This window comes from Amycolatopsis sp. NPDC102522 (assembly GCF_055584485.1).
Genome location: NZ_JBVJLY010000023.1, coordinates 45,258 through 70,831 on the forward strand (window position 1 = coordinate 45,258; position 25,574 = coordinate 70,831).

At 69.0% G+C, this 25,574-nt stretch carries 26 protein-coding genes and 1 pseudogene; 14 read left to right on the forward strand and 13 right to left on the reverse strand.

Going from position 1 to position 25,574, the window contains the following annotated elements; translation table 11 throughout:
• Positions 1–116: 116 nt before the first annotated feature.
• Both ACZ6YV_RS35845 and ACZ6YV_RS35850 read right to left on the reverse strand, forming a co-directional pair.
• Entirely contained in the window at positions 117–773 is a 657-nt protein-coding gene (locus tag ACZ6YV_RS35845) for an O-methyltransferase (RefSeq protein ID WP_465513835.1), read from the reverse strand.
• 75 nt (positions 774–848) lie between these two features.
• Positions 849–1,676 carry an ABC transporter ATP-binding protein gene (locus ACZ6YV_RS35850; protein ID WP_465513836.1) on the reverse strand — a complete coding sequence of 276 codons (828 nt, stop codon included), beginning with the start codon at positions 1,674–1,676 and terminating at the stop codon, positions 849–851.
• Positions 1,677–1,818: 142 nt separating this feature from the next.
• On the opposite strand from ACZ6YV_RS35850, the gene ACZ6YV_RS35855 reads away from it, so the two are divergent.
• Entirely contained in the window at positions 1,819–3,135 is a 1,317-nt protein-coding gene (locus tag ACZ6YV_RS35855) for an aminotransferase-like domain-containing protein (RefSeq protein WP_465513837.1), read from the forward strand.
• A gap of 14 nt (positions 3,136–3,149) precedes the next feature.
• Here ACZ6YV_RS35855 and ACZ6YV_RS35860 read toward each other — a convergent pair whose 3' ends face one another.
• The 3 genes from ACZ6YV_RS35860 to ACZ6YV_RS35870 all read right to left on the reverse strand — a co-directional run bounded on the left by ACZ6YV_RS35860 (position 3,150) and on the right by ACZ6YV_RS35870 (position 7,332).
• On the reverse strand, positions 3,150–4,967 hold the full coding sequence (locus ACZ6YV_RS35860; protein WP_465513838.1) for a hypothetical protein: 1,818 nt from the start codon (positions 4,965–4,967) through the stop codon (positions 3,150–3,152).
• 114 nt (positions 4,968–5,081) lie between these two features.
• Positions 5,082–7,055 carry an SDR family oxidoreductase gene (locus ACZ6YV_RS35865; protein WP_465513839.1) on the reverse strand — a complete coding sequence of 658 codons (1,974 nt, stop codon included), beginning with the start codon at positions 7,053–7,055 and terminating at the stop codon, positions 5,082–5,084.
• A gap of 58 nt (positions 7,056–7,113) precedes the next feature.
• On the reverse strand, positions 7,114–7,332 hold the full coding sequence (locus ACZ6YV_RS35870; RefSeq protein ID WP_039922712.1) for a hypothetical protein: 219 nt from the start codon (positions 7,330–7,332) through the stop codon (positions 7,114–7,116).
• A 195-nt stretch (positions 7,333–7,527) separates the two neighbouring features.
• Between ACZ6YV_RS35870 and ACZ6YV_RS35875 the strand changes: the two genes are divergently transcribed.
• The gene (locus ACZ6YV_RS35875) at positions 7,528–8,751 is read left to right on the forward strand and encodes an NAD(P)/FAD-dependent oxidoreductase (protein ID WP_465513840.1); all 1,224 of its coding nucleotides are present in this window, start codon (positions 7,528–7,530) and stop codon (positions 8,749–8,751) included.
• Positions 8,752–8,840: 89 nt separating this feature from the next.
• Here ACZ6YV_RS35875 and ACZ6YV_RS35880 read toward each other — a convergent pair whose 3' ends face one another.
• Positions 8,841–10,100 carry a Bcr/CflA family multidrug efflux MFS transporter gene (locus ACZ6YV_RS35880; RefSeq protein ID WP_465513841.1) on the reverse strand — a complete coding sequence of 420 codons (1,260 nt, stop codon included), beginning with the start codon at positions 10,098–10,100 and terminating at the stop codon, positions 8,841–8,843.
• Positions 10,101–10,331: 231 nt separating this feature from the next.
• On the opposite strand from ACZ6YV_RS35880, the gene ACZ6YV_RS35885 reads away from it, so the two are divergent.
• The 6 genes from ACZ6YV_RS35885 to ACZ6YV_RS35910 are packed head-to-tail and all read left to right on the forward strand — an operon-like array spanning position 10,332 to position 16,859.
• Positions 10,332–11,192, forward strand: coding sequence for a fumarylacetoacetate hydrolase family protein (locus ACZ6YV_RS35885; protein WP_465513842.1), 861 nt, complete (start codon positions 10,332–10,334; stop codon positions 11,190–11,192).
• A complete protein-coding gene (locus tag ACZ6YV_RS35890; protein WP_465513843.1) occupies positions 11,192–12,496 on the forward strand; it encodes an enolase C-terminal domain-like protein in 1,305 nt (434 codons plus the stop codon). Before ACZ6YV_RS35885 ends, ACZ6YV_RS35890 begins: the two co-directional genes overlap by 1 nt.
• Entirely contained in the window at positions 12,489–13,247 is a 759-nt protein-coding gene (locus ACZ6YV_RS35895) for an SDR family NAD(P)-dependent oxidoreductase (protein WP_465513844.1), read from the forward strand. Before ACZ6YV_RS35890 ends, ACZ6YV_RS35895 begins: the two co-directional genes overlap by 8 nt.
• Before the next feature lie 38 nt (positions 13,248–13,285).
• Positions 13,286–14,329: a sugar ABC transporter substrate-binding protein gene (locus ACZ6YV_RS35900; protein WP_465513845.1), complete on the forward strand. Its 1,044-nt coding sequence runs from the start codon at positions 13,286–13,288 to the stop codon at positions 14,327–14,329.
• Positions 14,326–15,846, forward strand: a complete 1,521-nt coding sequence (locus tag ACZ6YV_RS35905) for a sugar ABC transporter ATP-binding protein (protein WP_465513846.1) — start codon at positions 14,326–14,328, stop codon at positions 15,844–15,846. Before ACZ6YV_RS35900 ends, ACZ6YV_RS35905 begins: the two co-directional genes overlap by 4 nt.
• Positions 15,843–16,859: an ABC transporter permease gene (locus tag ACZ6YV_RS35910; protein ID WP_465513847.1), complete on the forward strand. Its 1,017-nt coding sequence runs from the start codon at positions 15,843–15,845 to the stop codon at positions 16,857–16,859. Before ACZ6YV_RS35905 ends, ACZ6YV_RS35910 begins: the two co-directional genes overlap by 4 nt.
• Before the next feature lie 68 nt (positions 16,860–16,927).
• On the opposite strand, the gene ACZ6YV_RS35915 is transcribed toward ACZ6YV_RS35910, so the two are convergent.
• On the reverse strand, positions 16,928–17,635 hold the full coding sequence (locus ACZ6YV_RS35915) for a FadR/GntR family transcriptional regulator (protein ID WP_465513848.1): 708 nt from the start codon (positions 17,633–17,635) through the stop codon (positions 16,928–16,930).
• Between the two features lie 106 nt (positions 17,636–17,741).
• Between ACZ6YV_RS35915 and ACZ6YV_RS35920 the strand changes: the two genes are divergently transcribed.
• The 3 genes from ACZ6YV_RS35920 to ACZ6YV_RS35930 are packed head-to-tail and all read left to right on the forward strand — an operon-like array spanning position 17,742 to position 19,833.
• On the forward strand, positions 17,742–18,044 hold the full coding sequence (locus ACZ6YV_RS35920; RefSeq protein WP_378243032.1) for an L-rhamnose mutarotase: 303 nt from the start codon (positions 17,742–17,744) through the stop codon (positions 18,042–18,044).
• Entirely contained in the window at positions 18,041–19,012 is a 972-nt protein-coding gene (locus tag ACZ6YV_RS35925; RefSeq protein ID WP_465513849.1) for an aldo/keto reductase, read from the forward strand. Before ACZ6YV_RS35920 ends, ACZ6YV_RS35925 begins: the two co-directional genes overlap by 4 nt.
• Positions 19,009–19,833: an amidohydrolase family protein gene (locus ACZ6YV_RS35930; protein ID WP_465513850.1), complete on the forward strand. Its 825-nt coding sequence runs from the start codon at positions 19,009–19,011 to the stop codon at positions 19,831–19,833. The genes ACZ6YV_RS35925 and ACZ6YV_RS35930 overlap by 4 nt, the downstream gene beginning before the upstream one ends.
• A 122-nt stretch (positions 19,834–19,955) precedes the next feature.
• Here ACZ6YV_RS35930 and shbA read toward each other — a convergent pair whose 3' ends face one another.
• The 4 genes from shbA to ACZ6YV_RS35950 form a co-directional block, all read right to left on the reverse strand.
• Entirely contained in the window at positions 19,956–20,612 is a 657-nt protein-coding gene (gene shbA, locus ACZ6YV_RS35935) for an RNA polymerase sigma factor ShbA (protein ID WP_465513851.1), read from the reverse strand.
• Between the two features lie 250 nt (positions 20,613–20,862).
• Complete coding sequence (locus ACZ6YV_RS35940; protein WP_465513852.1) at positions 20,863–21,165, reverse strand: DUF202 domain-containing protein; 303 nt, start codon at positions 21,163–21,165, stop codon at positions 20,863–20,865.
• Positions 21,162–21,512, reverse strand: a complete 351-nt coding sequence (locus ACZ6YV_RS35945; RefSeq protein WP_465513853.1) for a YidH family protein — start codon at positions 21,510–21,512, stop codon at positions 21,162–21,164. The genes ACZ6YV_RS35940 and ACZ6YV_RS35945 overlap by 4 nt, the downstream gene beginning before the upstream one ends.
• Before the next feature lie 10 nt (positions 21,513–21,522).
• The gene (locus ACZ6YV_RS35950; protein WP_465513854.1) at positions 21,523–21,978 is read right to left on the reverse strand and encodes a GtrA family protein; all 456 of its coding nucleotides are present in this window, start codon (positions 21,976–21,978) and stop codon (positions 21,523–21,525) included.
• Between the two features lie 170 nt (positions 21,979–22,148).
• On the opposite strand from ACZ6YV_RS35950, the pseudogene ACZ6YV_RS35955 reads away from it, so the two are divergent.
• Both ACZ6YV_RS35955 and ACZ6YV_RS35960 read left to right on the forward strand, forming a co-directional pair.
• Positions 22,149–22,349, forward strand: a pseudogene (locus tag ACZ6YV_RS35955) (hypothetical protein); the annotation flags it as partial.
• Between the two features lie 96 nt (positions 22,350–22,445).
• Positions 22,446–22,757 carry an iron-sulfur cluster biosynthesis protein gene (locus tag ACZ6YV_RS35960; protein ID WP_378242938.1) on the forward strand — a complete coding sequence of 104 codons (312 nt, stop codon included), beginning with the start codon at positions 22,446–22,448 and terminating at the stop codon, positions 22,755–22,757.
• Positions 22,758–22,775: 18 nt separating this feature from the next.
• Here ACZ6YV_RS35960 and ACZ6YV_RS35965 read toward each other — a convergent pair whose 3' ends face one another.
• The gene (locus tag ACZ6YV_RS35965; RefSeq protein ID WP_465513855.1) at positions 22,776–23,900 is read right to left on the reverse strand and encodes a glycerate kinase; all 1,125 of its coding nucleotides are present in this window, start codon (positions 23,898–23,900) and stop codon (positions 22,776–22,778) included.
• Positions 23,897–24,862, reverse strand: a complete 966-nt coding sequence (locus ACZ6YV_RS35970) for a 2-hydroxyacid dehydrogenase (RefSeq protein WP_465513856.1) — start codon at positions 24,860–24,862, stop codon at positions 23,897–23,899. Before ACZ6YV_RS35970 ends, ACZ6YV_RS35965 begins: the two co-directional genes overlap by 4 nt.
• Before the next feature lie 158 nt (positions 24,863–25,020).
• Here ACZ6YV_RS35970 and ACZ6YV_RS35975 point away from each other — a divergent pair, with 158 nt between their 5' ends.
• The gene (locus ACZ6YV_RS35975) at positions 25,021–25,329 is read left to right on the forward strand and encodes a hypothetical protein (RefSeq protein ID WP_465513857.1); all 309 of its coding nucleotides are present in this window, start codon (positions 25,021–25,023) and stop codon (positions 25,327–25,329) included.
• The last annotated feature ends 245 nt before the right edge of the window (positions 25,330–25,574 follow it).

Genomic DNA, 25,574 nt, shown 5'->3' on the forward strand with positions numbered 1-25,574 from the left:
TATTCTAGTTTGGGCGGCCCGCGGGGGGGGGGGGGGGGGGGGGGGGGGGTGTGTGTTTTGTGTTTTGGGGGATTACCCCACAACCCCCCCCCCCCCCCCCCCCCCGACCCCCCTCGCTAGGAAGTCACCAGGACGACGGTCAGCCCGTCGTATCCCTTCATGCCGACGGTCTGCAGCGCGGTCGCGTCGACCCGAGGTTCGGCGGCGATCAGTTCGTGCATCCGCCGGAGTCCCACGATCTCGTCGGCGGTGCTCGACGCGTCGGCCACCCTCCCGGCGCGGACGACGTTGTCGATCACGATCACCCCGCCCGGCCGGGCCAGCCGCAGCGCCTCCTGGAAGTAGGCGGGGTTGTTGACCCTGTCCGCGTCGATGAACGTCAGGTCGATCGGGCCTTCGACGCCGGGCAGCAGGTCCAGCGCCTCCCCGATGCGGATGTCGACGAGCTTGCCGACACCGGCGGCGTCGATGCTCTTTCGCGCGACATCGGCGAATTTCGGGTAGTACTCGAGCGTCACGAGACGGCCTTCGGGCGGCAGGGCGCGGGCGAGCCAGATGGTGCTGTAGCCGCCGAGTGTGCCGATCTCCAGGATCGAGCGGGCGCCGATCATCCTCGCCAGCAGGTGGAGCAGCTTGCCCTGGTTCGGGGCGACGGCGATGGCGGGCATCCCCGCCTCCGTCGAGGCGGCGAGAGCCGCGTCGAGGGTCGGATCGGACGGGATGAGCGCGTCGAAGATGTACTCGTCTACTTCGGACCAGATTTCTTGAGACATGGAACCTCCCCAGGTCAACCTAGCGCCGTGGGTCGGAGCCGCGTGCGTCCATCGGGGCGGTCGTCCGGACGAACCTCAGGCGGCGCGGCGGCCCGCCTTCGGGATGACCAGCGGGGTCCCGGTTTCGGGGCACGGCATGACCCGGCACGGCAGTTCGAAGATTTTTTCGACGTTGTCGGCGGTCACGACGTCTTCAGGTGTACCTGTCGCCAGGACCTCTCCGTTCCGCATCGCGATCATGTGCGTCGCGTAGCGGGCCGCGTGGTTGAGGTCGTGCAGCACCGCGACCAGCGTCCGGCCCTGCTCCTGGTGCAGCTGCGCGCACAGGTCCAAAATGTCCATCTGGTGTGCGATGTCCAGATAGGTCGTCGGCTCGTCGAGCAACAGGAGGTCGGTCTCCTGCGCGAGTGCCATCGCCATCCACACGCGCTGCCGCTGGCCGCCCGACAGTTCGTCGACCAGCCGCTCGGCGAGGTCGTCGACGCCGGTGGCGCGCATCGACTCCGTGACCACGGTGGCGTCCTCTCGGGACCACTGGCGCAGCAGGCGCTGGTGCGGGTACCGGCCGCGCGCGACGAGGTCGGCGACGGTGATGCCGTCGGGCGCGATCGAGCTCTGCGGCAGCAGGCCGAGCCTGCGGGCGACCTCCTTGGCGGGGAAGGAGCTGATCACCTGACCGTCGAGGAACACCGAGCCCTGGCGGGGTTTGAGCATCCGCGCGAGCGCGCGCAGCAGGGTCGTCTTGCCGCAGGCGTTCGGGCCGACGATGACGGTGAAAGACCGGTCGGGGATGACCACCCCGAGGTCTTCGGCCACGGTCCGGCCGTCGTAGGCCAGCGTCAGGGCGTCCGCGTGCAGGCGTGACGTCGTGCGCTGCTCGGTGAGGGTTTCCACGGTCTCCACGCAGGTTAGGCTAACCTAGTAGTCCGCCGGTGTGGTGTTCCGTAGGTCGCAGTCGGCTCACATCGCCCTTCGATGGCATCATCCGCAGTGCGCTTTCGCGGTGCAATTCCGCGTGCGTTCTCGGTGCGATCGAAGGGGAGGCATGGAGGACTACCGGATAGTCGCGGACGAGATCTCCGCCGATGTCGAGGCGGGCAGGCTTCGTCCTGGCGACAGGCTGCCTCCGCAGCGGCGGTTCGCCCGTGAGCGCGGAATCGCCAACTCGACCGCCGCCAGGGTCTACGGCGAACTCGTCCGGCGAGGTGTCGTGGTCGGCGAGGTCGGCCGGGGCACGTTCGTCCGCGCCGGGAGGCCGCCGCTGGAGACCGCGCTCGCCGAGCCGGGCGGCGCGACGGTCGACCTCGAACTCAACTTCGCCGTCCTCCCGGAGCAATCGGCGCTGGTCGGGAAGGCATTGGAGCCGCTCCTGCGGGACGACGTCCTGACAGCGGCGTTGCGGCCAGGGAGCGTCACAGGCTCGAAGCAGGCCAGAGACGCTGTCGCCGGACTGTTCGCGAAGGACGGCTGGACGCCGGAAATCCTCTTCGCCGGAAGCGGCCGCGAAGCCATCGCGGCTGCCATCGCCGCCTTCGTGCCGATGGGGGAGCGGCTCGCCGTCGAGGCCATCACCTACCCCGTGGTCAAGGCGCTCGCCGGGCGGCTCGGCGTCCAGCTGGTGCCAGTCGAAACCGACGACAAGGGTCTCATTCCCGAGGCGCTCGAAGCCACGTCCGTCCGCGCCCTCTACGTCCAGCCGACCCTGCACAATCCGCTCGGGTCCACAATGGACGAAGCTCGGCGCGTCGAGCTGGCGGAAACCGTGCGCCGGCTGGACATCCCGGTGATCGAGGACGGGATCTACACCTTCCTTCGGCCCGAGATCGCTCCTTTCGCGACGTACGCGCCGGAGCGCACGGTGTTCACCGACAGCATGTCCAAACGGCTCGCCCCGGGGCTGACCACCGGATTCCTCGCCGTCCCGGCGGAATGGACGGAGCGGCTGGCCGCGGCGGTGCGCTCGGGCGGCTGGGTCGCGCCCCGGTTCGCCGTCGAAGCCGCCACCCGGTGGATCACCGGCGGCACACTGGAAACCGTCGAACGGGCGAAACGGCTCGACGCGGCCGAACGCCAGCGGATGACGGCGGCACGGTTGGCCGGGTTCACGCTGCGCGCCGATCCGGCGGCGTACCACTGCTGGTGGGAACTCCCGGAACACTGGCGTGCCGAAACCTTCGTCGCCGCGGCCGCGCGGCGCGGGATCGCGGTCACCCCGGCGGCCGCGTTCGCCGTCGTCCCCGGCCACGCCCCGAACGCGGTGCGGCTCGCGGTCTCGTCGCCGCCTCTCGAGACGCTCGGCGCGGCTCTGGACGTCCTGGCCGGTCTCGCTTCCGGGCGCCCCGAGGACGCCGGCGTCGACTGACTGCCCGAAACGCGTCAGGGGCGGGGCATCCACTTGCCGATGAAGCTGCCGCAGGTGACGGTCTGCCCGGTGAGCCGCGACCTCAGCGCGTTCTCCAGCCCGAGGTAGTCGAAGATCGGCGCGTCGCCCGCGACCTCGGCGGGCACCGGCCCGCCCTTGGCCAGGGTCGGCATGCTCACCGTCTGGAACAGCACGAGGTAGTCGCCGTCGCGGTTGAGTTCGTCGGCCGTCGCGAGCATGCGCTGTGGGGCGTCGGCGACGATTTCCAGCGGTAGCGGCCATTCCAGCGGGAACGGGTTGCGCAGGCCGAAAGCGGGATAGGCGAACGGGTTGTCGGGCAGGACAGCTGTCCGCCCCGCGGGGAATCGCGTGACGCAGTCGTGGATCTGGGAGATGTAGGCGAAAGTGCCCGGGTTCGTCCGGATCCCGCGCATCGACGGCGTCACCGTGCCGAGGTCACCGGTCAGCTTCTCGTGCGCCATGTCCAAGTACGCGGCCTTGTCGTGGTGCGCGATCACGGCCCAGCCCGACACCAGCACCGCGACCATGCCCATCGCGGTGGCGGCCAGCAGACCGAGCGGGCGGGGCGGCTCGGGCAGTGGCGGCAGCGCGTCCGACAGCTCCAGGATCGCCGTCAGCGCCAGTGTCCCGGTGAACAGCGTCGGGGTGTCGTTACCCCAGGACAGGCTGGTCATGAACCCGGTCGCGAAGACCAGCGCGCCCATTCGGGGAAAACACCGCAACCGCCCCTTCGCCACCCAGTTCACCAGCAGCGCGACACCGAGGATCCACCAGAGGACGTCCGCCCAGCGCGACGCGCCGGTGAAGTGCCCGTCGACGACAGTGCCGACCACCACCGCCACACCCGCCAAGAGCAGCAGCCGCGCGACGATCGCGCCGGTGAATCCGGCGCGGTCGCGGAAGTGCCCGAGCAGCGCGAGAAGTGCTCCCGCGATCGCGAAGAAGGTCAAGCCCCGCACCGGGGCCCGCAACAGGGTCTCGGGATTTTCCAGCCACAGACCGAGAAGCCGTTGGCCGTACGCGGGAAGGCCGCCGGTGAGCTGCTCGGCCATCGCGCCGAGCCCGCCGTCGAAGGTGACGAGTCCGATGTAGAAGAGCAGAAAAGTGCCCAGAGCAAGCAGATCCCAGGCCAGGCGTCCCCACCAGCGGCCGACGCGGAACGCACCCTCCCGCAGCGAAGGGTGCAGCAGCAACCAGCACAGCGCGATCACCGGGACCGGCGCGAAACTCTGCTTGACGAACACCGCGGCGCCCAGCAGCACCAGGCCGAGCCGTCGCGGCCACGCCTTGCCTTCGCGCAGCCCGGAATCCAGCGCCCAGAAGCCGCAGGCGGTCAGGAAGATCCCGTCGATCGTGTGCCACGCCATCAGCGGGAAGGCGTTGAGGTTCAGCAGCGACGCGGCCGCCGTCAGCCCGGTGAGCCCCGGGCCCCAGTCACGGACCCGGCGACGGGTGACCAGCACGGCGAACGCGATGGTCGCCAGGATGATCTCCAGCATGCTGAGCACGCTGGAGACGAAGAACAGCGGCCCCGGCAGTACGAAGTCGACGGCGTGCAGGAACGCCGAACCCAGCGGCCGCGCGGAGATGATGTCGGAGTGCGGGACCTCGCCGTGCATCACCCGCCACGCCTGGGCGAGGATGAAGCCCTGATCAGACGGGTGGAAACCGAAGCGTCCCACCCGGAGTTCGGTGGCGAAGGCGAGTGCGAGCACCCAGGCCGCGTGCAGCGAAAGCCGCAGCACTGTCCGGGACGGACGTACCACTGCCACGTCCGGTCCGGCCGAAACCGGGGGACTGGCGACGTCCACACTGCCCCTTCCCGCTCGTCACTGCCTCGGCCCGTGCCCGCCGACCCCCCGGCGTATCGGAAACCGATGGTAGCGGCCGGGGGCGTCCCCCGATCGAGCCCGGCGGCAGCGACGTCAGGGACGACGGCGCCAGACCAGCCTGGTGACCGCGCCCGCCACCGACGCGAGCGGAGCCTTCCGGGGCAGGCCACGGGATTCCGGCGCGGACTCCGGCATCGCGCGGTAGACGAGATGGGCGAAGAACCGAGCCGTCTTCGGTGCGACGAGCGTCACCAACTCGGCGGCCGTGCCTTCGGGCAGGTTCAGGATCTCCGGTCGTTTCTCCAGGGCCTTCACCACGAGAGCGGCGGCGCGCTCGGGGGAGCTCGACGGCATGCCGCGGTAGGACCCGGTGGGCGTGATCATGTCGGTGCGCACCAGCGGCATGCGGACCGAGGTGAAGGTGACGCCGTCGGAAAGCGTTTCCCGGCCGGCGGTCAGCCCGAACTCCTCCAGCGCCGCCTTCGACGCCAGGTACGCGGAAAACCGCGGTGTGTCGGTCTGCAGTCCTTGGGTGGTCACGTTGACGACGTGGCCGAACCCGCGCGCGGTCATCGACGGCAGCAGGCCCAGCGTCAGCCGCACCGGGCCGAAGTAGTTGATCGCCATCGTGCGCTCGAAGTCGTGGAACCGTTCGGTGGACAGCGAAAGCGAGCGCCGGATCGAGCGGCCCGCGTTGTTGACCAGCATGTCGACGGCGCCGTGCGCGGCGAGCACGTCCTTGACCAGAGCGTCGACTGCGTCGCCGTCGGTGAGGTCGCACGGATACGCCGACGCCTTCCCGCCCGCCGCGACGATCTGCTCACGAACCTCTTCGAGGTCGTCGGCGCGCCTGGCCACGAGGATCACTTCGCCGCCCTTCGCGGCGACGGCGAGCGCGGACGCGCGCCCGATGCCCGACGAGGCGCCGGTGATCAGCACCTTGCGGCCGTCGAGCGGTTCCGGCCCCGGACGGCGGCGGCCGCGATCGGGGTCCAGGTGCGCGAGCCAGTACCGGTAGAGCGGACCGGCGTACTCCTTCAACGGCGGCAAGGTGATCCCGCTGCCGTCGAGGGCGGCCGTGGTCGCGCTCGTGTCGAAGTCGACCTCCAGGCTCAGATGGGGCAGGACTTCGAGCGGGATGCCGAGTTCCGTCAGCACCGCCGCGCGGGCCGAACGCCCGCCCGGGACCTGGTCGAATCCGGCGGCCGCGGATTTCGCCAGCCGGGTTCCGGCGCGCTTCAGCGCTCCGGACGGTCGTGAGGGGAGGACGGCGGAGATCTTCGGCGCGTTCGCGGCCCGCGCGAAGGCGTTGTAGACCTCGTGCAGCGGCTGGGGGCGCGGCGACGCGAGGTGGTACGTGCTGCCACTGGGCGCGTCGACGTGCATGAGGTGTTCCATCGCCTCGACGACGTAGTCGACCGGGACGATGTTCGTGGCGCCGAGATCCGGCGCGGCCAGCGGGAGACGGCGTGGCAGCGCGGAGAGCCGCGAGATCGCGGGGAGGAAGTAGTACGGGCCGTCGATCTTGTCCATCTCGCCGGTGCGCGAATCGCCGGCGACGGCGGACGGCCGGTACACCCGGAACGGCGTTTTCCCGTGCCGTCGCACGAGTTTCTCCGCCTCGAACTTCGTCGCGTGATACGGCGACGCGAAGCTCTGGCCGAGGTCGAAGTCGGCCTCGGTGAACCGTCCGGCGTACTGCCCGGCCACCGCGATCGAGGAGACGTGGTGGAAGAGGCCGGCGTTCGCGGCCGCGGCGAACTCGAGGACGTTGCGGGTGCCGTCGACGTTGGCCGCGCGGTTGGCCGCTTCGTCCGCGGTGAGGTCGTAGATCGCGCCGAGGTGCACGACGTGGTCGAGGTGGCCCAGGCGGGCGGGATCGATGCCCAGCGAGGGTTCGGTCAGATCGCCGGTGACGGGAACGAGCTTCTCGTGGCTCGGGAGCTTCCCGCGCGAGGTCTCCCTCACGAGAACATGGACGGCTACGGTCTCAGGTCGCCGCAGTAGGTGTGCGACCAGGCGTTTTCCCAGAAAACCCGTCGCGCCCGTCACAAAGTAGGTGGTCATGGCCGGCTCCTTCCGAACGGGGCCGACTCTACCTACTCAGAAGTAGGAACGGTAGTTGTCATTCACTGTGATCCGGATGTTCGGCCACCGCGACCACGGCGTCGCGGAGCGCGGCGCGCAGGCGCCCCACGTCCAGCGGCCCGAGTACGGCGGCCTCGCCGGGCGGAGCCACGAGCACGATCTTGTCGCTGCTCACGAACACCGTCACGTCCCGGCGCCTGCCCGCGAGATCCCGGCAGCCGACCGACCATTCGTCCCGCGGTGCCAACGTCCTCATCCTCCCGTATCCCATGGTCTCCCTTTCTCGTTCGTGGCTGGGACGAGGTGGTTTCGGGGCCGTGACGCGGGTTACGCCACATTCCTACTGATGGGTTAACCGACCGTGCGTCCTGTGATCGACTTCGGGTTTCACTAGGCCGGACGAGGGTGGACCGGAGTAGCGTCCGAGGGAACGCCTGCCCGGGAGGTCTTTGTGTCCGAACCCAGGAAGATCGTCATCGTCGGTGCCGGCCTCGCGGGGGCGACGGCCGCCGGGACGCTGCGAGAACGTGGCTACGCGGGTGAAATCCTGCTGCTCGGTACCGACACGCATCGCCCGTACGAATTACCGCCGTTGTCCAAAGGGCTGCTGATGGGCAATACCGATGAACCCGATTGGGTGCACGACGCGGGTTTCTACGAAGAGAAGGACATCGCTTTCCGGAGCGGTGCCACCGCGACCAAGATCGAACTCGGCTCGCGGCTCGTGCACGACGACGCGGGCGGTGAGCACCGCTTCGACCGGCTCGTGCTCGCGACCGGCTCACGGCCTCGGTCGTTGCCGGTGCCCGGCGGCGACCTCCCCGGCCTGCGGACCCTGCGGACTCTCGACGACGCGCTGGCACTGCGTTCGGCGTTCAAGGACGCCGAACGGGTGGTGATCGTCGGCGCGGGCTGGATCGGCACCGAAGCCGCGGCGGCCGCCCGGGAACACGGCGCCGAGGTGACCGTGGTCGACCAGGTGAGCTCGCCGCTGCACGCGGTACTTGGCGAGCAGGTGTCCGGTGTCTTCAAGGACCTCCACACCGCGCACGGGGTGAACTGGCGGCTGGGTGAAGGTGTCGCGGGGTTCACCGGCGGTCCGGACGGGGTGACCGGCGTCCGTCTCCAGAGCGGTGACGAGCTTCCCGCGGACGTCGTGCTGGTCGCCGTCGGCGCCGCCCCGCGGATCGACCTCGCGCACGCCGCCGGACTGGAACTGTCCGACGACGGCGGTGTCTGCGCCGACGCCGGTCTGCGGACGGCCGCGCCCGACGTCTACGCGATCGGCGACATCGCCGCGCATTTCCATCCTCGGTACGGGAAACGCGTGCGGGTCGAGCACTGGTCGAACGCGAAATGGCAGGGCGAACATGTCGCGGGGAACCTGCTGGGGGAGACCGAGCCGTACTTGAAGAGCCCGTACTTCTTCTCGGACCAGTACGACCTCGGCTGCGAATACCGTGGCCTCGCCGATCCCGAAACCGATCAGCTGGTGGTGCGCGGTGATCTCGCGGCGCGGGACTTCACGGCGTTCTGGACGCGGGACGGGCAGGTGACGGCCGCGATGAACGTCAACCAGTGGGATGACGGGGACGCGCTGAAGGCCCTTGTCGACGGTCGCGCGACTGTGACCGCGGAACAGCTGGAGACGGCTGATCTCAAGGGGCTTGTCTGATCCTTCGGGATGTTATGAACGGGACTTTCATGGCAAATTTTGAGATGAAAGTCCCGTTCATAACACGCGCCGAGTCAGGATTCAGGGGGTCAGGCCTCCTGCGCGACCGCCAAAGGCACCGAAGCGACCGAGGGCCGCGTCAGGGTCCCGAAGGCCAGCAGCGCGAGCACGCCGAAGGCCGCCATCACGATCCCCATCGGGACCGCCGTACCCGGACCACCCAGCCCGACCAGCGGCGTCGCCAGCCCGCCGACGACGAACTGCAGCACGCCCAGCAGCGCCGACGCCGAACCGGCGGACCGCGCCTGCTCGGCGAGCGCCAGCGAACTCGCGTTCGGCGCCACCATGCCGATGCTCGACACCAGGATGAACAGCGGGATCAGCAGCCCGATCAGGCCGAGGTCCAGCACGGTCGCGGCGAGCACGCCGAACCCGGCCACCCCGGCGATGACGAGGCCGACGGTCAGCAGTGTCCGCTCCGGGAAACGTCCGACGATGCGCCCGTTCAGCTGGCCGACGAGCACGATGCCGATGCCGTTGAGCCCGAACACCAGGCTGTACGCCTGCGGGCTGAGCCCGTAGACACCCTGCAGTGCGAAGGACGAGCCGGAGATGTACGCGAACAGGCTGCCGAACATGAGCCCGGAGGCCAGCGCGTAGCCGAGGAAAGGGCGATCGCGGAGCAGGCTCGCGTACTTCCGCATCACGGAACCGAAGCGCGCCGGCGTGCGGCGTTCCTCGGGCAGGGGTTCCGGCAGCAGGAAGAAGACGACGGCGAGCAGGATCGCGCCGAACACGGTCAGGCAGACGAACACGCCGCGCCACGAGGTCCAGTTCAGGATCTGGCCGCCGATGATCGGCGCCAGGATCGGGGCGAGCCCGTTGACCAGCATCAGCAGCGAGAAGAACTTCGTCATCGCCGTGCCGGAGTAGAAGTCGCGCACGGTCGCCCTGGCGATCACGATGCCGGCCGCGGCACCGAAGGCCTGCACGCCGCGGGCGGCGATGAGCAGTTCGGCGGTCGGGGCGACGGCGCACAGGATCGAGCCGACCATGTAGAGCGCGAGGCCGGCGACGAGCGGTTTGCGGCGGCCGATCGCGTCGGACAGCGGTCCGAGGATCAGCTGGCCGAGGGCGAGCCCGATGATGAACGCGCTGAGCGTCAGCTGGACGGTCGCGTCCGCGGCGCGGAGTTCGCCTGCCATCTGCGGCAGCGCGGGCAGGTACATGTCGATGGACAGGGGCCCGAAGGCGGACAGGCCGCCGAGGATCAGGACGAACCGGGCGCGTCCGGTCATGGGCGGTCGTTGCGCGACGATTTCTTCCACTCGCTCGGGCGCGATGGTCATGCTCTTTCCTTCCCCAGCACACGGTTCCGCGAGGAACAACTTGCTTAGAGTAGGTAACTATTCCCACTGTGAGTCTCGCCACCCGGACTTCGCAAGACTGATCCGATCAATTTTCGACACAAATCCCGGCGACCCCTAGATCTTGCCGGAGGTCGTCGGGTATACATCGGATGTCTGTTCGTTGCTGTTGGAGCCGTTGATTGTTGACGGTTCGGCCGGAAGGGAAAATCCGTGCAGCTGTTGCGACTCGGGGAGCCGGGGAGTGAGCGTCCGTTCGTACGTGCCGGGGACGGCACGGTGCGCGATCTCTCGGGGCTGACCGCCGACATCGATGGCAGCTTCTTCGCGAGCGACGGGGTCGCCAGGGTCGCGGCCGCGCTGGCCGCCGGTGAGCTGCCCGAAGCCGGTCCCGAATTCGCGCGAGCCAGGGTCGGCGCGCCGATCGCGCGACCCGGCAAGGTCGTCTGCGTCGGCCTCAACTACCGGCAGCACGCCGAGGAGTCCGGCGCCGAGGTCCCGACCGAGCCGGTCGTCTTCATGAAGGCCGCAGACGTCGTCGTCGGCCCGGAAGACGACGTGCTCGTGCCGCGTGACTCGACCAAGACCGACTGGGAGGTCGAGCTCGGCGTCGTCATCGGCAAGACCGCGCGCTACCTCGAAAGCGCCGAAGAGGCCCTCGAGTACGTCGCCGGGTACACCGTCTCGAACGACGTGTCGGAGCGCGAGTTCCAGCTCGAACGCGGCGGCACCTGGGACAAGGGCAAGTCGTGCGAGAACTTCAATCCGCTCGGCCCGTGGCTGGTCACCGCCGACGAGGTGCCCGATCCGCAGGACCTGGGCCTGCGGCTGTGGGTCAACGGCGAGAAGAAACAGGACTCGTCCACCAAGGACATGATTTTCACGGTCGCCGAGATCGTGCATTATCTGAGTCGGTTCATGGTGCTTCGCCCTGGCGATCTCATCAACACCGGTACCCCGCAGGGCGTCGCGCTCGGCCGGCCCGATCCCAAGCCGTACCTGCGGGAAGGTGACGTCATCGAGCTCGAGATCGACGGCCTCGGCCGCCAGCGCCAGACCGTCAGGCAGGCGTGATGGCGAAGATCGTGGGCATGGAGGTGCTCGACGTCCGCTTCCCCACTTCGCGGGAGCTGGACGGTTCGGACGCCATGAACCCGGACCCGGACTACTCGGCCGCGTACGTCGTGCTGCACACCGACGGCGGCCCGGACGGCTACGGCCTCGCCTTCACCATCGGCCGCGGCAACGACGTCCAGGCCGCGGCGATCCGCGCGCTGGAACCGCACGTCGTCGGCCTGGACGTGCCGACCGACGCGGCCGCGCTCGGCGCGCTGTCGAGGGCACTGGTCGGCGACTCGCAACTGCGGTGGCTCGGCCCGGAAAAGGGTGTCTCGCATATGGCGATCGGCGCGGTGGTCAACGCCGCGTGGGACCTCGCCGCGCGCGTCGCCGGGCTCCCGGTCTGGCGCTTCGCCGCCGAGATGTCGCCCGAGGACCTCGTGTCCCTCGTCGACTTCCGCTACCTGTCCGACGCGCTGACCGAGCAGGAGGCGCTCGACATCCTCCGCGCCGCCGAGCCCGGCCGCGCCGAGCGGATCGCCAAGATCGAGCGCGACGGATACCGCGCGTACAGCACTTCCCCCGGCTGGCTCGGCTACTCGGACGCGAAACTCGCCCGGCTCGCCGAACAGGCCGTCGCGGACGGCTTCGAGATGATCAAGCTGAAGGTCGGCGGTGATCTGGAGGACGACGTCCGCCGGATGAAGATCGCCAGGGAGACCGTCGGTGCGGACATCCGGGTCGCGGTCGACGCGAACCAGCGCTGGGACGTCTCGTCGGCGATCGCCTGGATGACCGAGCTGGCGCCGTACGACCCGTACTGGATCGAGGAACCCACCTCGCCGGACGACGTGCTCGGGCACGCCGCGATCGCCAAGGCGCTCGCCCCGATCCGCGTGGCCACCGGTGAGCACGTCCAGAACCGTGTGGTCTTCAAGCAACTGCTGCAGGCGGGCGCGATCTCGGTGCTGCAGCTGGACGCCGCCCGGGTCGGCGGGTTCAACGAGAACCTGGCGATCCTGTTGCTGGCGGCCAAATTCGACGTCCCGGTGTGCCCGCACGCCGGCGGGGTCGGGCTGTGCGAACTCGTGCGGCACCTGTCGATGTTCGACTTCGCGGCGGTGTCCGGCTCGGAGGTCGACCGGTCCATCGAGTGGGTCGACCACCTCCACGAGCACTTCACCGACCCGGCCGTCGTGACCCGCGGCCGCTACCTGGCGCCTTCCGCGCCGGGCTTCTCGGCACGGATGCACGACGCGACCCTGCGCCGGTTCACCTTCCCCGACGGTCCAGAATGGACGGAGATCGACAGTGAGTGAGTTCGAAGGCCTTGTCGCCGCCGTCACCGGCGGTGCCTCCGGCATCGGCAGGGCGACCGCGGATCTGCTCGCCTCGCGCGGGGCGACGGTCGCGGTGCTCGACCTGAAACCGGACGACCTCCCCGAAGGGCTCACCGGGTTCCGCTGCGACGTCGGTTCCGACGACGAGGTCCGTTCGGCGATCGACGCGGTCGCCGAGCGTTTCGGCAGGCTCGACGTCCTGGTCAACAACGCGGGTATCGGCGCCCAGGGCGACGTCGCCTCGAACAGCGACGACGAATGGCACCGGGTGCTCGACATCAACGTCGTCGGCATGGTGCGGCTCGCGCGGGCCGCGTTGCCGCATCTGAAGAATTCGCCGTCGGCGGCGATCGTCAACACCTGTTCGATCGCCGCGTGGGCGGGCCTGCCCAACCGCGCGCTGTACTCGGCCAGCAAGGGCGCGGTGCTCTCGCTGACCCTGGCGATGGCGACCGACCACCTCGCCGACCGGATCCGCGTCAACTGCGTCTGCCCCGGCACCGCGGACACCCCGTGGGTCGGCAGGCTGCTCGACTCCGCCGGCGACCCGGAGGCCGAGCGGGCCGCGCTGGCCGCTCGTCAGCCGATGGGCAGGCTGGTGACGGCGGACGAGGTCGCGAACGCGATCGTGTATCTCGCCAGTCCGCTTTCGGCTTCGACCACCGGCACGGCGCTCGCCGTCGACGGCGGTATGTACGGGCTGCGCCCGCGCGGCCCGGTCCAGCAGTAGCTCCCTACCCGGTTCCGGCTGTCATCAAGGAGGATGCGGTGCGTACGAGGGTGATCAAGGTGGCCGCCGCGGCCACCGCGCTCGGGCTGGCCCTGTCGGCCTGTGGGTCCACGAAGGACAACGTTCCGAAACCGGGTGCCGGTGGAGCGCAAGGCGGCAAGGTCGGCGCGACGATCCCGTTGCTGACCTCGCCGTTCTGGCAGGCCTACAACAACTACGTACCGTTGAAGGCGAAGGAACAGGGCGTTGACGCGTTGCCGACGGTCAACGCGGACAGCGACTCGGCGAAGCAGATCACCGACGTCAACACCCTGCTCAACCAGGGCGTCAAGGGTCTTGTCGTGACGCCGCTGGACTCCGCGGCCGTCGTGGCGGGCCTCAAGGCCGCGGAGAACAAGGGTGTCCCGGTCGTGGCTGTCGACGTCGCGCCCGAGAGCGGCAAGGTCGCGATGGTGGTGCGCGCGGACAACAAGGCGTACGGCACCAAGGCTTGCGAGGCGATCGGCGCGAAGGTCACGTCGGGCAAGGTCGTGCAGGTCATGGGCGATCTCGCCTCGGTCAACGGCCGCGACCGTTCCGAAGCGTTCCGGGAATGCATGAAGGCGAAGTTCCCGGGTGTACAGGTGCTGGAGGTCGCCGCCGAATGGAAGGCGGACAAGGCTTCGTCCGGTTTGGACAGTCTGCTGACCGCCAACCCGGACATCAAGGCCGTGTACATGCAGGCGGGCGGTGTCTACCTGGCGCCGACGCAGCAGGCGCTCAAACGCAAGAACCTCTACTTCCCGGTCGGTGACCCGAAGCACGTCGTGCTGGTCAGCAACGACGGGATCCCGCAGGAACTGGCCGCGATCCGCGCGGGCGAACTCGACGCGACCGTCTCCCAGCCCGCCGACGACTACGCCAAGTACGGCATGTACTGGGTCAAGAAGGCGATGGCGGGGGAGACCTTCAAGGCCGGGCCGACCGACCACGGCAGCACGATCGTCGAGGTCCGGCCCGGGATCCTCGAAGACCAGCTTCCCGCGCCTGTCGTCACCAAGGACAACGTGGACGACAAGGCCCTGTGGGGGAACAACCTGTGAGCGCGCTGCCCGCCGGGTCCGCCGCCGTGCCGGTGGTCAGCGCACAGGGCGTCGGCAAACGCTACGGCCCGACCGTGGCGCTGTCCGACGTCAGCATCACCGTCAACCCCGGCGAGTCGCACGCGCTCGTCGGGCGCAACGGCGCGGGGAAGTCGACGCTGGTCTCGATCCTCACCGGACTGTCCAAAACGGATACCGGGTCGGTCGAGTTCGGCGGCGTCCCCGCGCCGCCCTTGTCCAAACAGGACGACTGGAAACGCGCCGTCGCCTGTGTCTACCAGCACGCGATGGTCGTCCCGCAGCTGACCGTCGCGGAGAACCTGTTCCTCAATCGGCAGTCCGGCAAGGGTTTCGCGATCGGCTGGCAGCGGTTGCGCCGCGAGGCCAGGGAACTGCTCGACTCCTGGGACGTGGGTGTCGACGTCGACACCCTGGCGGGCGAACTTTCGGTCGAGGACAGGCAGTTCGTCGAGATCGCCAGGGCGCTCTCCTACGGCGCCCGGTTCATCGTGCTCGACGAGCCGACGGCGCAACTGGACAGCCAGGCGATCGAGCGGCTTTTCGACCGGATGCGCCAGATGCAGGCGAACGGGGTGACGTTCCTGTTCATCTCGCATCACCTCCACGAGGTGTACGAGGTGTGCCAGGCGGTCACCGTGCTGCGCGACGCCAAGCACATCCTGACAGCGCCGGTCTCGGAAGTCGGCCGCGCCGAGCTGATCGACGCGATGACCGGTGAGCAGGGCGGGCTTTCCGTCCGTGACGCCTCGACGCGTGAGGCGCTCGCTCCGGACGCCGCCGAGGTGCTGGCCGTCGACGGGCTTTCCGGTGACGGCTTCGAGGACGTGACGTTCCGGATCCACCGCGGTGAGGTGATCGGGCTCGCGGGCAGCAACGCCAGCGGCAAGCACCAGGTCGCCGAAACCGTGTACGGACTGCGTTCGCCGATCGCCGGCACGATCCGGATGGACGGGAAGCCGCTGAAGCGCGGTGACATCCCGGCCGCGATCCGCGCCGGGATCGGCTGTGTGCCGAGAGATCGGCATCACGAAGGACTCGTCCTCGAACACTCGATCGCGGACAACGCCACACTGTCCATTTTGGACCGTATGGGCAAGGGTGGCCTCGCGTCGCCGGGCGCGCGATACGGGCGGGCCGCCAAGGCGCTGACGGATTACGACATCGTCGCGGCCGACGCAGACCAGCCGGTGTCCGACCTTTCCGGGGGCAACCAGCAGAAGGTCGTCCTGGCCCGCGCGCTGGCCGGGGATCCGCGCCTGGTCGTGCTGATCAATCCGACGGCGGGCGTGGACGTGAAATCGAAGGAGGCACTGCTCGCGGTCGTCGACCGGGTGCGGGCCGAGGGCAAGGCGGTGCTGATCGTCAGCGACGAGCTGGACGATCTTCGCCTGAGCGACCGGGTACTGGTGCTGCGCGCCGGCGCCGTGGTCGCCGAACACCGGGCAGGCTGGTCCGACGGCGACCTCGTGGCCGACATCGAAGGAGTCGAGCGGTGACCGAGTTGATGACCGATCCGAAGACTTCGTCGTTCGCGGCCCCGCCGCGCCGCCGGAAGTTCCGCTGGCTGCGCGAACTCGCCCTGGTGCCGGCGCTCGTCGTGGTGCTGATCATCGGAGGACTGATCAGTGACACGTTCCTGACCTTCGGCAGCATCGTCGGCATCCTGTCCGCCTCGGCGGCGCTGTCGATGGTGGTGCTGGGCGAATCACTCGTCCTGCTGACCGGGAAGTTCGACCTGTCGCTGGAATCCACCATGGGCATGGCGCCCGCGCTCGGCGCGATGCTCGTCATCCCGGTGGCGTCCTCGGGCTTCGGCACCGAGATCCCCGGCTTCGCGGGCATCCTCGCCGTGCTGGTGGCCGGTGCCGCGATCGGGTTCGTGAACGGGTTCCTGATCATCAAGCTGAAGCTGAACGCCTTCATCGTCACCTTGGCGATGCTGACGGTGCTGCGCGGCACGCAGATCGGATCCACGCAGGGGAAGACGCTCTTCGACCAGCTGGACGTGTTCACCGCGCTGGCGACGACGACGTTCGTCGGGCTGCCGATGTCGGTGTGGCTGGCCGCGGCGCTGTTCACCGCTTTCGGCCTGGGGCTCCGGTATCACCGGATCGGCCGGTCGCTCTACGCCATCGGCGGGAACCGGGAAGCCGCGCGGGCCGCGGGTATCCGCGTCGACCGGATCTCGTGGGGCGTGTTCGTCGTGGCCGGTGTGCTGGCCGCGCTCGGCGGGCTCGCGTACACGGGTTACGTCGGCGCGCTCGGCGCGGATCAGGGCGATGGGCTGATCCTGCAGGTTTTCGCCGCTGCGGTGATCGGCGGTGTCTCCCTGGACGGTGGGAAGGGCACGCTGGTCGGGGCACTCACCGGCGTCCTGCTCCTGCAGACGGTCACCAACCTGCTGCAGGTCGCGCAGGTGCCGCCCGAGTGGCTCAAGGCGATCTACGGCGTGATCATCCTGGTCGCGTTGATCATCTCGCGCTATGCGAGCGGAAAAGCCCAGACGTGAAAGGGGAGTCGACGTTGCCGACGGAACCACTCGGTCTCCCCAAGGGCGCCCCGCGCCCGACGGAGACTTCAGCGCGCGTCAGGAGGCACAGCGTCGTCCGCCGTGCCGAGGGCGTTGCGGAGCCACTGCTCCACCCCCGCCACGTGCACGGTGGCCCAGGAACGCGCGAGTTCGGGTTCGCGGGCGGCGATGGCCTCGTAGATCGCCGTGTGCTGCTCGCGGGTCTTCGCGACCGCGCCCTCCTGGGTGAGCCCACGCCAGATGCGGGCGCGCGCGGTGGGGCCGGACAGGCTGTCCAGCAGCGAGCACAGCACCGGATTGCCGGAGCCGTCCGCGATCTTGCGGTGGAACTGCAGGTCGTTCGCGACCAGCGCCTCCACCGTCGGCGAGTCGGCGAGTTCGTCGAGCAGGCGGCCTAGTTCCGCGATGTCCTCGTCGCCCATGTGCATCGCGGCCAACGCCGTCGCCGCCGGTTCGAGGATCCGGCGGACGGCGAGGAAGTCCAGCACGGTGTCGTCGCGGTGGAAGTCCACCACGAACGTCATCGCGTCGAGGAGGAGATTCGGTTCGAGGCTGGTGACGTACGTTCCGTCGCCCTGGCGGACGTCGAGCACGCGGATCAGGCACAACGCCTTCACCGCTTCGCGCAGCGAGCTGCGGGACAGGCCGAGCCGTTGGGCCAGTTCGGCCTCTTTCGGCAGCCTGTCGCCAGGAGCAAGCTCGCCGGAGATGATCATGTCCTTGATCTTGTCGATCGCGACATCGGTGACCGGCATGTTCCACCGCCCTCCCCGAAGACCTCGGATGTTTGAGTGTCAGTTGACAGAGTGCCATGTTTCGAGTTGAGGAGGCGCGGTGACCCACGGTGTCGCACTACAAAGAGTGGCACTCCACACCCGGTTGAAGCCGGGCAAGGAGGCCGAATACGAGTCGGTCCACGCCGTCATCCCGCCTGACCTGGACGAAGCCCTGCGTGGTGCGGGCGTGCGTTCGTGGCGGATCTGGCGTGACGGTCTCGACCTGTTCCACGTGGTGGAGGTGGAGGACTACGCGAAGATGCGCGAGGTCCTGCGCGAGCATCCGGCCAACATTCCGTGGCAGGCGCGGATGTCGGAACTGCTCGACGTCGAAGACGACTACTCGGGCGGCGATTCGGGTCTCGGCCTGGTTTGGGAGCTTCCGTGAAGATCTCCCTGTCCCCACTGGGGCTCGGCTGCGCGCAGCTGGGCAACCTGTACCACGCCATCGCCGACGAGACGGCCGAAGCGACCGTCCGGCAGGCGTGGGACGAAGGCATCCGGTATTTCGACACCGCGCCGCACTACGGTCTCGGGCTGTCGGAAAGACGGCTGGGCGCGGCGCTTTCGGCGTATCCCCGCGCGGACTTCGTGGTGTCGACGAAGGTCGGCCGGGTGCTGGAGCCCGATCCCGGCGGTGCGTCGCGCACCGACTCCCAGGGCTTCGTCGTTCCCGCCGCCTACAAACGCCGCTGGGACTTCAGCCGCGACGGGATCCTCCGGTCGCTTGAGGACAGCCTGGAACGCCTCGGGCTCGACCGGGTGGACGTCGTCTACGTGCACGACCCGGACGAACATTTCGAGGACACCGTCAACGGCGCGTTCCCCACGCTGCTCGAACTGCGGGAGCAGGGGGTCGTCGACGCCATCGGCGCCGGGATGAACCAGGCGCCGATGCTCTCGGAATTCGTCCGCCGCTTCGATCTCGACGTGATCCTGCTGGCGGGCCGGTACACCCTGCTCGACCAGCCCGCTCTCGACGATCTTCTCCCGCTGTGCACGGAACGCGGGGTGGACGTGGTGGTGGGTGGCGCGTTCAACGCCGGGATCCTCGCCACCGCTTCGCCGGGCACGATGTACGACTACGCCGAGGCTCCGGCCGAACTGGTCGAGCGGGCCCAGCGGATCGCCGAGATCTGCGAGCGGCACGGTGTCGAACTCCCGCAGGCCGCGCTCGGTTTGCCCGCCGCGCATCCGGCCGTGGTGTCCGTCGTCGTCGGCGCGCACGATCCCGGCCAGGTCCGGCTCAACGCCGAACGGTTCCGGCGGCCGGTGCCGCGCGAGTTGTGGACGGACCTGATCCGTGCGGGACTGTTGCGTGAGGACACCGTGCTGCGACAGGAGGACCGGCCGTGATCGACGCGCACCACCATCTTTGGGACCCGTCGCGGCGGGACTACCCGTGGATGACGGGCACGGCGCTGGAACCGATCCGCCGTCCGTACACAGTGGACGATCTCCGCGCGGTGACCGAAGCGGCCGGGGTGAAGGGGACCGTGTTGGTGCAGACGGTCTCGTCGGAGGAGGAGACGCGCGAGTTCCTCGCCACCGCTCAGGCCGAACCGCCGATCGTGGGCGTGGTCGGCTGGACCGACCTCGCCGCCCCTGACGTCGCCGAGCGCGTGGCCGCGTTTTCCGGTCCACTGGTGGGAATCCGGCATCAGGTGGAGAACGAGCCAGACCCGTCTTGGCTGACGCGGCCCGACGTCCTGCGTGGTCTCGCCGCTCTCGGCGAGGCAGGGCTGGCGTACGACCTGCTGGTGAAACCGCCCCAGCTTCCCGCGGCACTCGCCGCGGCGAAAGCGTTGCCGGATCAGGTTTTCGTGCTCGACCACGCCGCGAAGCCGCCGATCTCCTCGGGGGACTGGCAGCCGTGGGCGGACGGTGTCGCGGCCTTGGGCGAGCTGGACAACGTGTACTGCAAGCTCTCGGGGCTGGTGACCGAGGCGGACTGGGCGCGGTGGAAGGTCGGGCAGCTGGCGCGCTGGGCGGAGCACGTGCTGGAGTCCTTCGGGGCTTCGCGGCTGATGTTCGGCTCGGACTGGCCGGTCTGCGAACTCGCGGCCGCGTACGAGGTCGTCGTGGACACGGCGTTCTCGCTGACGGGCTCGTTGAGCGACGCTGAGCGGCTGGAGTTCTTCGAGCACACCGCGCGGCGTGCGTACCGGCTCTCGTGAGCACGAGAGTTCGGGTATGACAAAGGACCGGCGCGAAGCCGGTTCGAAGAAGAAGGTGGGCGGCGCGGGGTCCGGGCGCCTGAGAGCCGCCGATCAACGACCTGCGACAGGGGGAAACAAGATCAGAATTCGTCCTGCTTGACCATCGTCCGCAAGCGGGCCAGTGCGCGGTGCTGCGTCACACGCACGTTGCCGGCGGAGATGCCCAGCGCCTCGGCGGTCTCGGCGGCGGAAAGGCCGACGGCGATACGGAGGGCGAGGATCTCCTGCTGTACTCGCGGCAGGGTGGAGAGCAGGCGGCTCAGCCGGGCACCGAGGTCCAGGTGCAGGGCGTGCGTTTCGGGTTCGTTGTCGCCGATGGGCCGTTCCGGCAGTTCCGGTACCGGCTCCGACCGGTCACGGGAGACCGAACGGTAGGCGTCGGCGACCTTGTTGGCGGCGATCGCGTGCACGAGATAAAGGAACGAGCCACCGCGATCCTGATAGCCCGGCAATGCCTTGAGCACCGCCATGCACACTTCCTGCGCGACGTCGTCCGCCGACAGGTAGGACAGGTCGCGGCCGCCCATTCTGGCGCGGCAGTACCGGACCACGACGGGGCCGATCATCCGCAGCAGTGACTGGATCGCGGCGGGATTCCCGTCGCCCGCGTCCTTGACGAGAGGATCGAGGTCCTCTTTCGTCAGCCGTCCGCCCGGTCGAGGCAGGTTCTCCGGAGTCGTGTATCCGGGGACCGCATCGGGGGTGACGGTTCTGGACGCGCTTGAAGTTGCTTGCATGGTCGTCCTCCCCGGCCGACCCTGCGACCGTCGCTGTCGAGGGGTCAACACTCCGTAACGATTGAGGGCGGCAGGTGCTCCGTAAGATCAGATCCACCTACCGCCGTTGCGACGCAGCGTAATCGTAGGCGTCGATCGGACGGCAGTAAAGATTTCAACTAGAGATAGCCCATTAGACGGAGTCGGCTTAATACAACCGAGACTCTGCGTCGCGAAAAGGGCCTCGGTGATCGCAGCATGTGCGCGGCACTTAGCGTACCGCGACCAAGGCGACCGCGGTCGCTACGACGAGTGCCGCCGTTGTGACAGCAAGGATCGGGTTAAGGGGTTTCGGGGTTTCGGGCCTGCGCAGTGCTCGTTCACGGAACGAACCGATGGCGACCAAGGTGATCACCATGGCGCCCGCGAACACGACCGGGACGACCGTCGTTCCCCAACCTCGGCGAGCGGCCGCGTGCAAAAGCAGGAGTGTGCAGGCGGTAGCCGCGAGCGCCGTCCGGCGCCAGGCCAGCCCGGTCCGTTCCGCTTGCGCTCCGTGATCAGTCGAACTCATGAGAAGACCACCAAGGCCGCGGCCGTCAGGGTGATCGCGAGGATCCCGGCGGTCAGCAGGATCAGCATCCCGCTCTTCGGCAGCGGCCGCCCCGCGCGCATCGCCGTCTGCACCTGCCGCCAGCGCGGGTACGCGCTCGCCGCGAGCACGGCGGCCAGTACGACGCACAGGCCCGCGAGCACGGTGCTCAGCGCGGTCGGGCCGGGGACCAGCTGATGGACGGCGACGCCGCCGGCGAGCAGGCCCAGCGCCGTCCGGAGCCAGGCGAGGAAGGTCCGTTCGTTGGCGAGGGTGAATCGGTAATCGGGTTCCGAACCGCCGTCGTGCGGTCCGTTGATCTCTGCCACGCCACGAACACTAAGCCTTGCGACGCGCGAAGACCCACCAGCGAAGAACCGCGAAGCGCGCGATGCCGCCCACGACGCTGGCCGCGAGCAGGGCACCGGTCTGTTCCAGCGCGGTCGGCTCGGTGATCACCGCGTCGAGGGACGCGAGCACGATCGAGCCGTACACGGCGTAGAAGGCGAACGTCACCAGGTCCTGGAAGTGCCGTTTGCCCGCATGACTCTTCCGGGTGGCGAAGGTGACCCGGCGGTGGAACTCGGTGTTCCCGACGGTCGTGACCGCGAGCGCGACCAGATTGGCCACCTGGGGGCCGAGGATCGGTTGCAGAAGAAGGAACAGCACCGCTTGCAGGCCGGTGGCCACGACACCGGCCACGACGTACCAAGCGGCGTGGTGGCCGAGCTCGTGGTGTCGTTCCGGCGCGCGCCGGATGATCCGGTGCCCTGGCGCCCACCTGGTGGTGGTCATACCGACGACGCTACCCCGTTTCACAAACTTGTGAAGCTAATGAACTACCTGAGAAAATGTGATCCCGGCGACAGCGTCGCCGTTTGGCCTGCGAAGACGCCGGGTACGCCACGGGAACCGGGTCGAGTACAGCACGCCCCGGACAACGTCCGACGAGGAGGGAGCGGCCGATGAGCGACCGTGAGACGGCAGAGCCGGAAACGTTGAATCCCAGCGAGGCGCTCGACGAGGACGAACTCCGCGTCGACCCGCTCGAAGAAGGTGTCGAACCACCGGAGCACTGGAGCGGGGCCGACCGGTTCGGGACCACGCCCGCGGAGATCCGCGAGGGGGAGTCGCACGCCATGAGGCTGGCCGAAGAGGAGCCGGACGTCGGCGAAAAATGATCTTCACTCAGACGGCAGGCCATGGCGCGACCCCCTAGCGTGGTCGGTCAGGTGCAAGACCGCGACGAAGGAAGGGCAGAGATGCTGACAGTCACCGAAGCCGCCGCCGAGGCGATCACAGCACTGACCGGGCAGGAAAACGGGCAAGACGGAGGCGGACTGCGGTTCGCGATGCATTCCCAGCAGGGGGACAGTCCCCAGCTCGCGGTTTCCGTCACGCCCGAGCCGGAAAGCGGCGACAAGGTACTCGGCGCAGACGGCGGCCCGAAGGTGTTTTTGGAGCCCGAAGCGGCCGCGTTGCTCGACGACAAGGTGCTCGACGTCCAGCAGGACGAGACCGGTGAAGTCGCTTTCGCCGTACTCCCGCAGGCTCAGCCCCAGCCTGGCAGCTGAGCCCGGCGGGTTCAGGCTTCAAGTCCGGGCCCAGGCACGGACCAGCTCGCCGGCCCGTTCGCGCAAGAGCTTCGCCGCGTGCGTACGCGCGTGGTCGAGCGAAGGCGCGTGGTCGATCAGGGCGGCGCTGCCCACGACCCCGAGGCCGGCGAGCTGGCTCTCGTCCAGCTGGATCCGTCCGGCCAGCACCATCAGCGGTACCGCGTGTTCCCGCGCGCGGTCCGCGATACCCGCCGGAGCCTTGCCGTCGAGACTTTGCTCGTCCAGCGAGCCCTCACCGGTGATGACGAGGTCGGCGCGTTCGATGGCGTCCGCGACCCCGGTGAGCCCGGCGATGAGCTGGAAGCCGGATTCGACCGTCGCGCCGAGTCCCGCGATCGCGCCGGCGGCGACCCCGCCGCCGGCCCCCGCTCCGGGAAGGTCGGAGACGTCGGGAGTCCCGGCGTTCCGTAACGCCTGCGCCCAGCGGGACAAGGATTCGTCCAGCTGCTCGACCTCGCGCGGGCCCGCTCCCTTCTGCGGGCCGAAGATCGCGGCCGCGCCACGAGAGCCGAGCAGCGGGTTCGTCACGTCGGTGGCGACGGCGACCTCGACGGAGCCGAGCCTTTCCCGCACCGGGCCGAGTTCGGCCGAAGCGACGCGGCCCAGCGTGCCGCCGCCGAGTCCGACCGGTGCGCCGAACGCGTCGAACACGCCGGCGCCCAGCGCCGCCAGCATCCCGGCGCCGCCGTCGGTGCTCGCGGTCCCGCCGACGGTCAGGACCAGCCGCCGCGCTCCGTTGTCGAGCGCGTGCGCGAGGAGTTCGCCGACGCCCCAGGTGTGCGCGGCGAGCGCCACTCCCGGGCTCGGCTCGACGAACTCGATCCCGCACGCGCGGGCCGACTCGATGTAGGCCGTTCCGTCCAGCATCACGTAGCGCGCGTCGACGGTGTCTTCGAGCGGCCCGCGGACCGGAAGTTCCACGAGGTGCCCGCCCGCCGCGACGAGGACGTCGAGCGTTCCTTCGCCGCCGTCGGCGACCGGGCAGGAGGAGACCTCGGCCTCGGGCAGCGCGTCGCGGACGCCGTGGGCGATCGCCTCCGCGGCCTCGACCGCGGTCAGGCTTCCCTTGAACTTGTCGGGCGCGATGACCACACGAGTCATGGACGAACCTCCGTCAGCGGGTTTCCGCCGGTGAGCACCGACGCGACGTTCTCGGCCGCGAGCACGGCCATGGCAGTACGGGTCTCGACCGTCGCCGATCCGAGATGCGGCGTCAAGACGACGTTTTCGCGATCGAGCAGGCGCGGCTCGACCTCGGGCTCGGCCTCGAACACGTCGAGGCCCGCTCCGGCGATCTCCCCGGCTTCGAGCGCGTCCGCCAGCGCCGCTTCGTGGACGACGGGACCGCGTGTGGTGTTGATCAGGTACGCGCCGGGTTTCATCGACCTCAGCGCGTCCGCGTCGATGAGGTGCCTGGTCTCCGGCGTCAGGGGGCAGTGCAGCGAAACGACGTCGGAGCTTTCCAGCAGTTCTTCGAAGGGCACATATTTCGCGCCCAAGGTCTTCTCGACGTCTTCGGCGGCCCGTGACCGTCCTGAGTAGACGATCCGCATGCCGAAACCGAGCGCTCGCCGTGCGACCGCCTGCCCGATCTGGCCGAGGCCGACTATCCCGAGCGTCTTGTCCTGCAGCGAGGCCCCGAGCAGGAACCCCAGGTGGAACGACCACGGGGTGCCCGAGCGGAGCAGTCGTTCGCCCTCGCCGAGCCGTCGCGTGACCGCGAGGATCAGCCCGAAGGCCAGATCCGCTGTCGCGTCGGTGAGCACGCCGGGCGTGTTGGTGACGGTGATCCCGCGGCCTGACAGCGCCGCGACGTCGACGTTGTCGTAGCCGACGGCCACGTTCGCCACGACCTTCAGGTCCGGGCCCGCCGCGTCGGCGACCGCGCCGTCGATCCGGTCGTGCAGCATGCCGACGATCGCGGACGCGCCCCGGACGAACTCGTGCAGCTCGTCCGGCGTCAGCGGCCTGTCGGCGCGCGACAGTTTCACCTCCCCGGCTTCGGCGAGCACTTTCAGCGCTTCGTCGGGGATCCACCGGGTCACCGCGATCGTCGAGGTCACCCCCTCAGCCTAGTGTGCGGCAGTTGGTATCCCAAACCTGAGAGATCCCCGGTATGAGGGAGGTGCTTCCCCTGTGCGGGGGAGTCGTCACGGCCGGGCGCCGCGGGATGGTCGGAGTGCGGAAAGGTTCCGCGACCAGGGAATTCCAGGGGTGGGAAATGAACCGATCACGAGAACTTGCGGCAGTCGGTGCCGCGACGGTCCTCGACTGTCTGGTCGTCGGCGGCCCGGTCGCCGTGGTCACCGGCATCGTCGAGGACACGAACGTCCCGGGTCTCAAGGACCGCAGGGTCGGGATGTCGGTGTACGACAACGGCAAGCGTGACAGGGTCGGCTATAGCCGGGGGCCTGATCCGGACCGCGAGTTCGTCGTGCCGCCCTGTATGAGCAGCGCGACCTTCGAACGGGTCGAGACCGGGGATTTCAAGGCTGTCGAATGGTTCCCGCCCGGCAGCGGGATCAGCTGAGCCGAATCACGGGAGGCCGGCGACCTTCTTGCCGCTGACCTGCACGAGGGCGCCGATCTCAGTAGGCGCTTAGATCGACGATGAAGGAATTGGGACGTTGAGTGTCCCAATTCCTTCATCGTCACGTGTGCACTGTCGACACTGGCCGGACCTGCCTTCCTGTCGTGGATGCCGCAACTGGAGCTCCTGTGCTATGTTCATATGAAGAACACGTGTGCGCAATACGAACAATGCGACAAGCCGGG

Coding starts and splice junctions, on each gene's coding strand:
- ACZ6YV_RS35845 (WP_465513835.1), bottom strand. CDS start 773: ATGTCTCAAGAAATCTGGTCCGAAGTAGACGAGTACATCTTCGACGCG.
- ACZ6YV_RS35855 (WP_465513837.1), top strand. CDS start 1,819: ATGGAGGACTACCGGATAGTCGCGGACGAGATCTCCGCCGATGTCGAG.
- ACZ6YV_RS35865 (WP_465513839.1), bottom strand. CDS start 7,055: ATGACCACCTACTTTGTGACGGGCGCGACGGGTTTTCTGGGAAAACGC.
- ACZ6YV_RS35870 (WP_039922712.1), bottom strand. CDS start 7,332: ATGAGGACGTTGGCACCGCGGGACGAATGGTCGGTCGGCTGCCGGGAT.
- ACZ6YV_RS35880 (WP_465513841.1), bottom strand. CDS start 10,100: ATGACCATCGCGCCCGAGCGAGTGGAAGAAATCGTCGCGCAACGACCG.
- ACZ6YV_RS35890 (WP_465513843.1), top strand. CDS start 11,192: ATGGCGAAGATCGTGGGCATGGAGGTGCTCGACGTCCGCTTCCCCACT.
- ACZ6YV_RS35915 (WP_465513848.1), bottom strand. CDS start 17,635: ATGCCGGTCACCGATGTCGCGATCGACAAGATCAAGGACATGATCATC.
- shbA (WP_465513851.1), bottom strand. CDS start 20,612: ATGCAAGCAACTTCAAGCGCGTCCAGAACCGTCACCCCCGATGCGGTC.
- ACZ6YV_RS35940 (WP_465513852.1), bottom strand. CDS start 21,165: ATGAGTTCGACTGATCACGGAGCGCAAGCGGAACGGACCGGGCTGGCC.
- ACZ6YV_RS35950 (WP_465513854.1), bottom strand. CDS start 21,978: ATGACCACCACCAGGTGGGCGCCAGGGCACCGGATCATCCGGCGCGCG.
- ACZ6YV_RS35960 (WP_378242938.1), top strand. CDS start 22,446: ATGCTGACAGTCACCGAAGCCGCCGCCGAGGCGATCACAGCACTGACC.
- ACZ6YV_RS35965 (WP_465513855.1), bottom strand. CDS start 23,900: ATGACTCGTGTGGTCATCGCGCCCGACAAGTTCAAGGGAAGCCTGACC.
- ACZ6YV_RS35975 (WP_465513857.1), top strand. CDS start 25,021: ATGAACCGATCACGAGAACTTGCGGCAGTCGGTGCCGCGACGGTCCTC.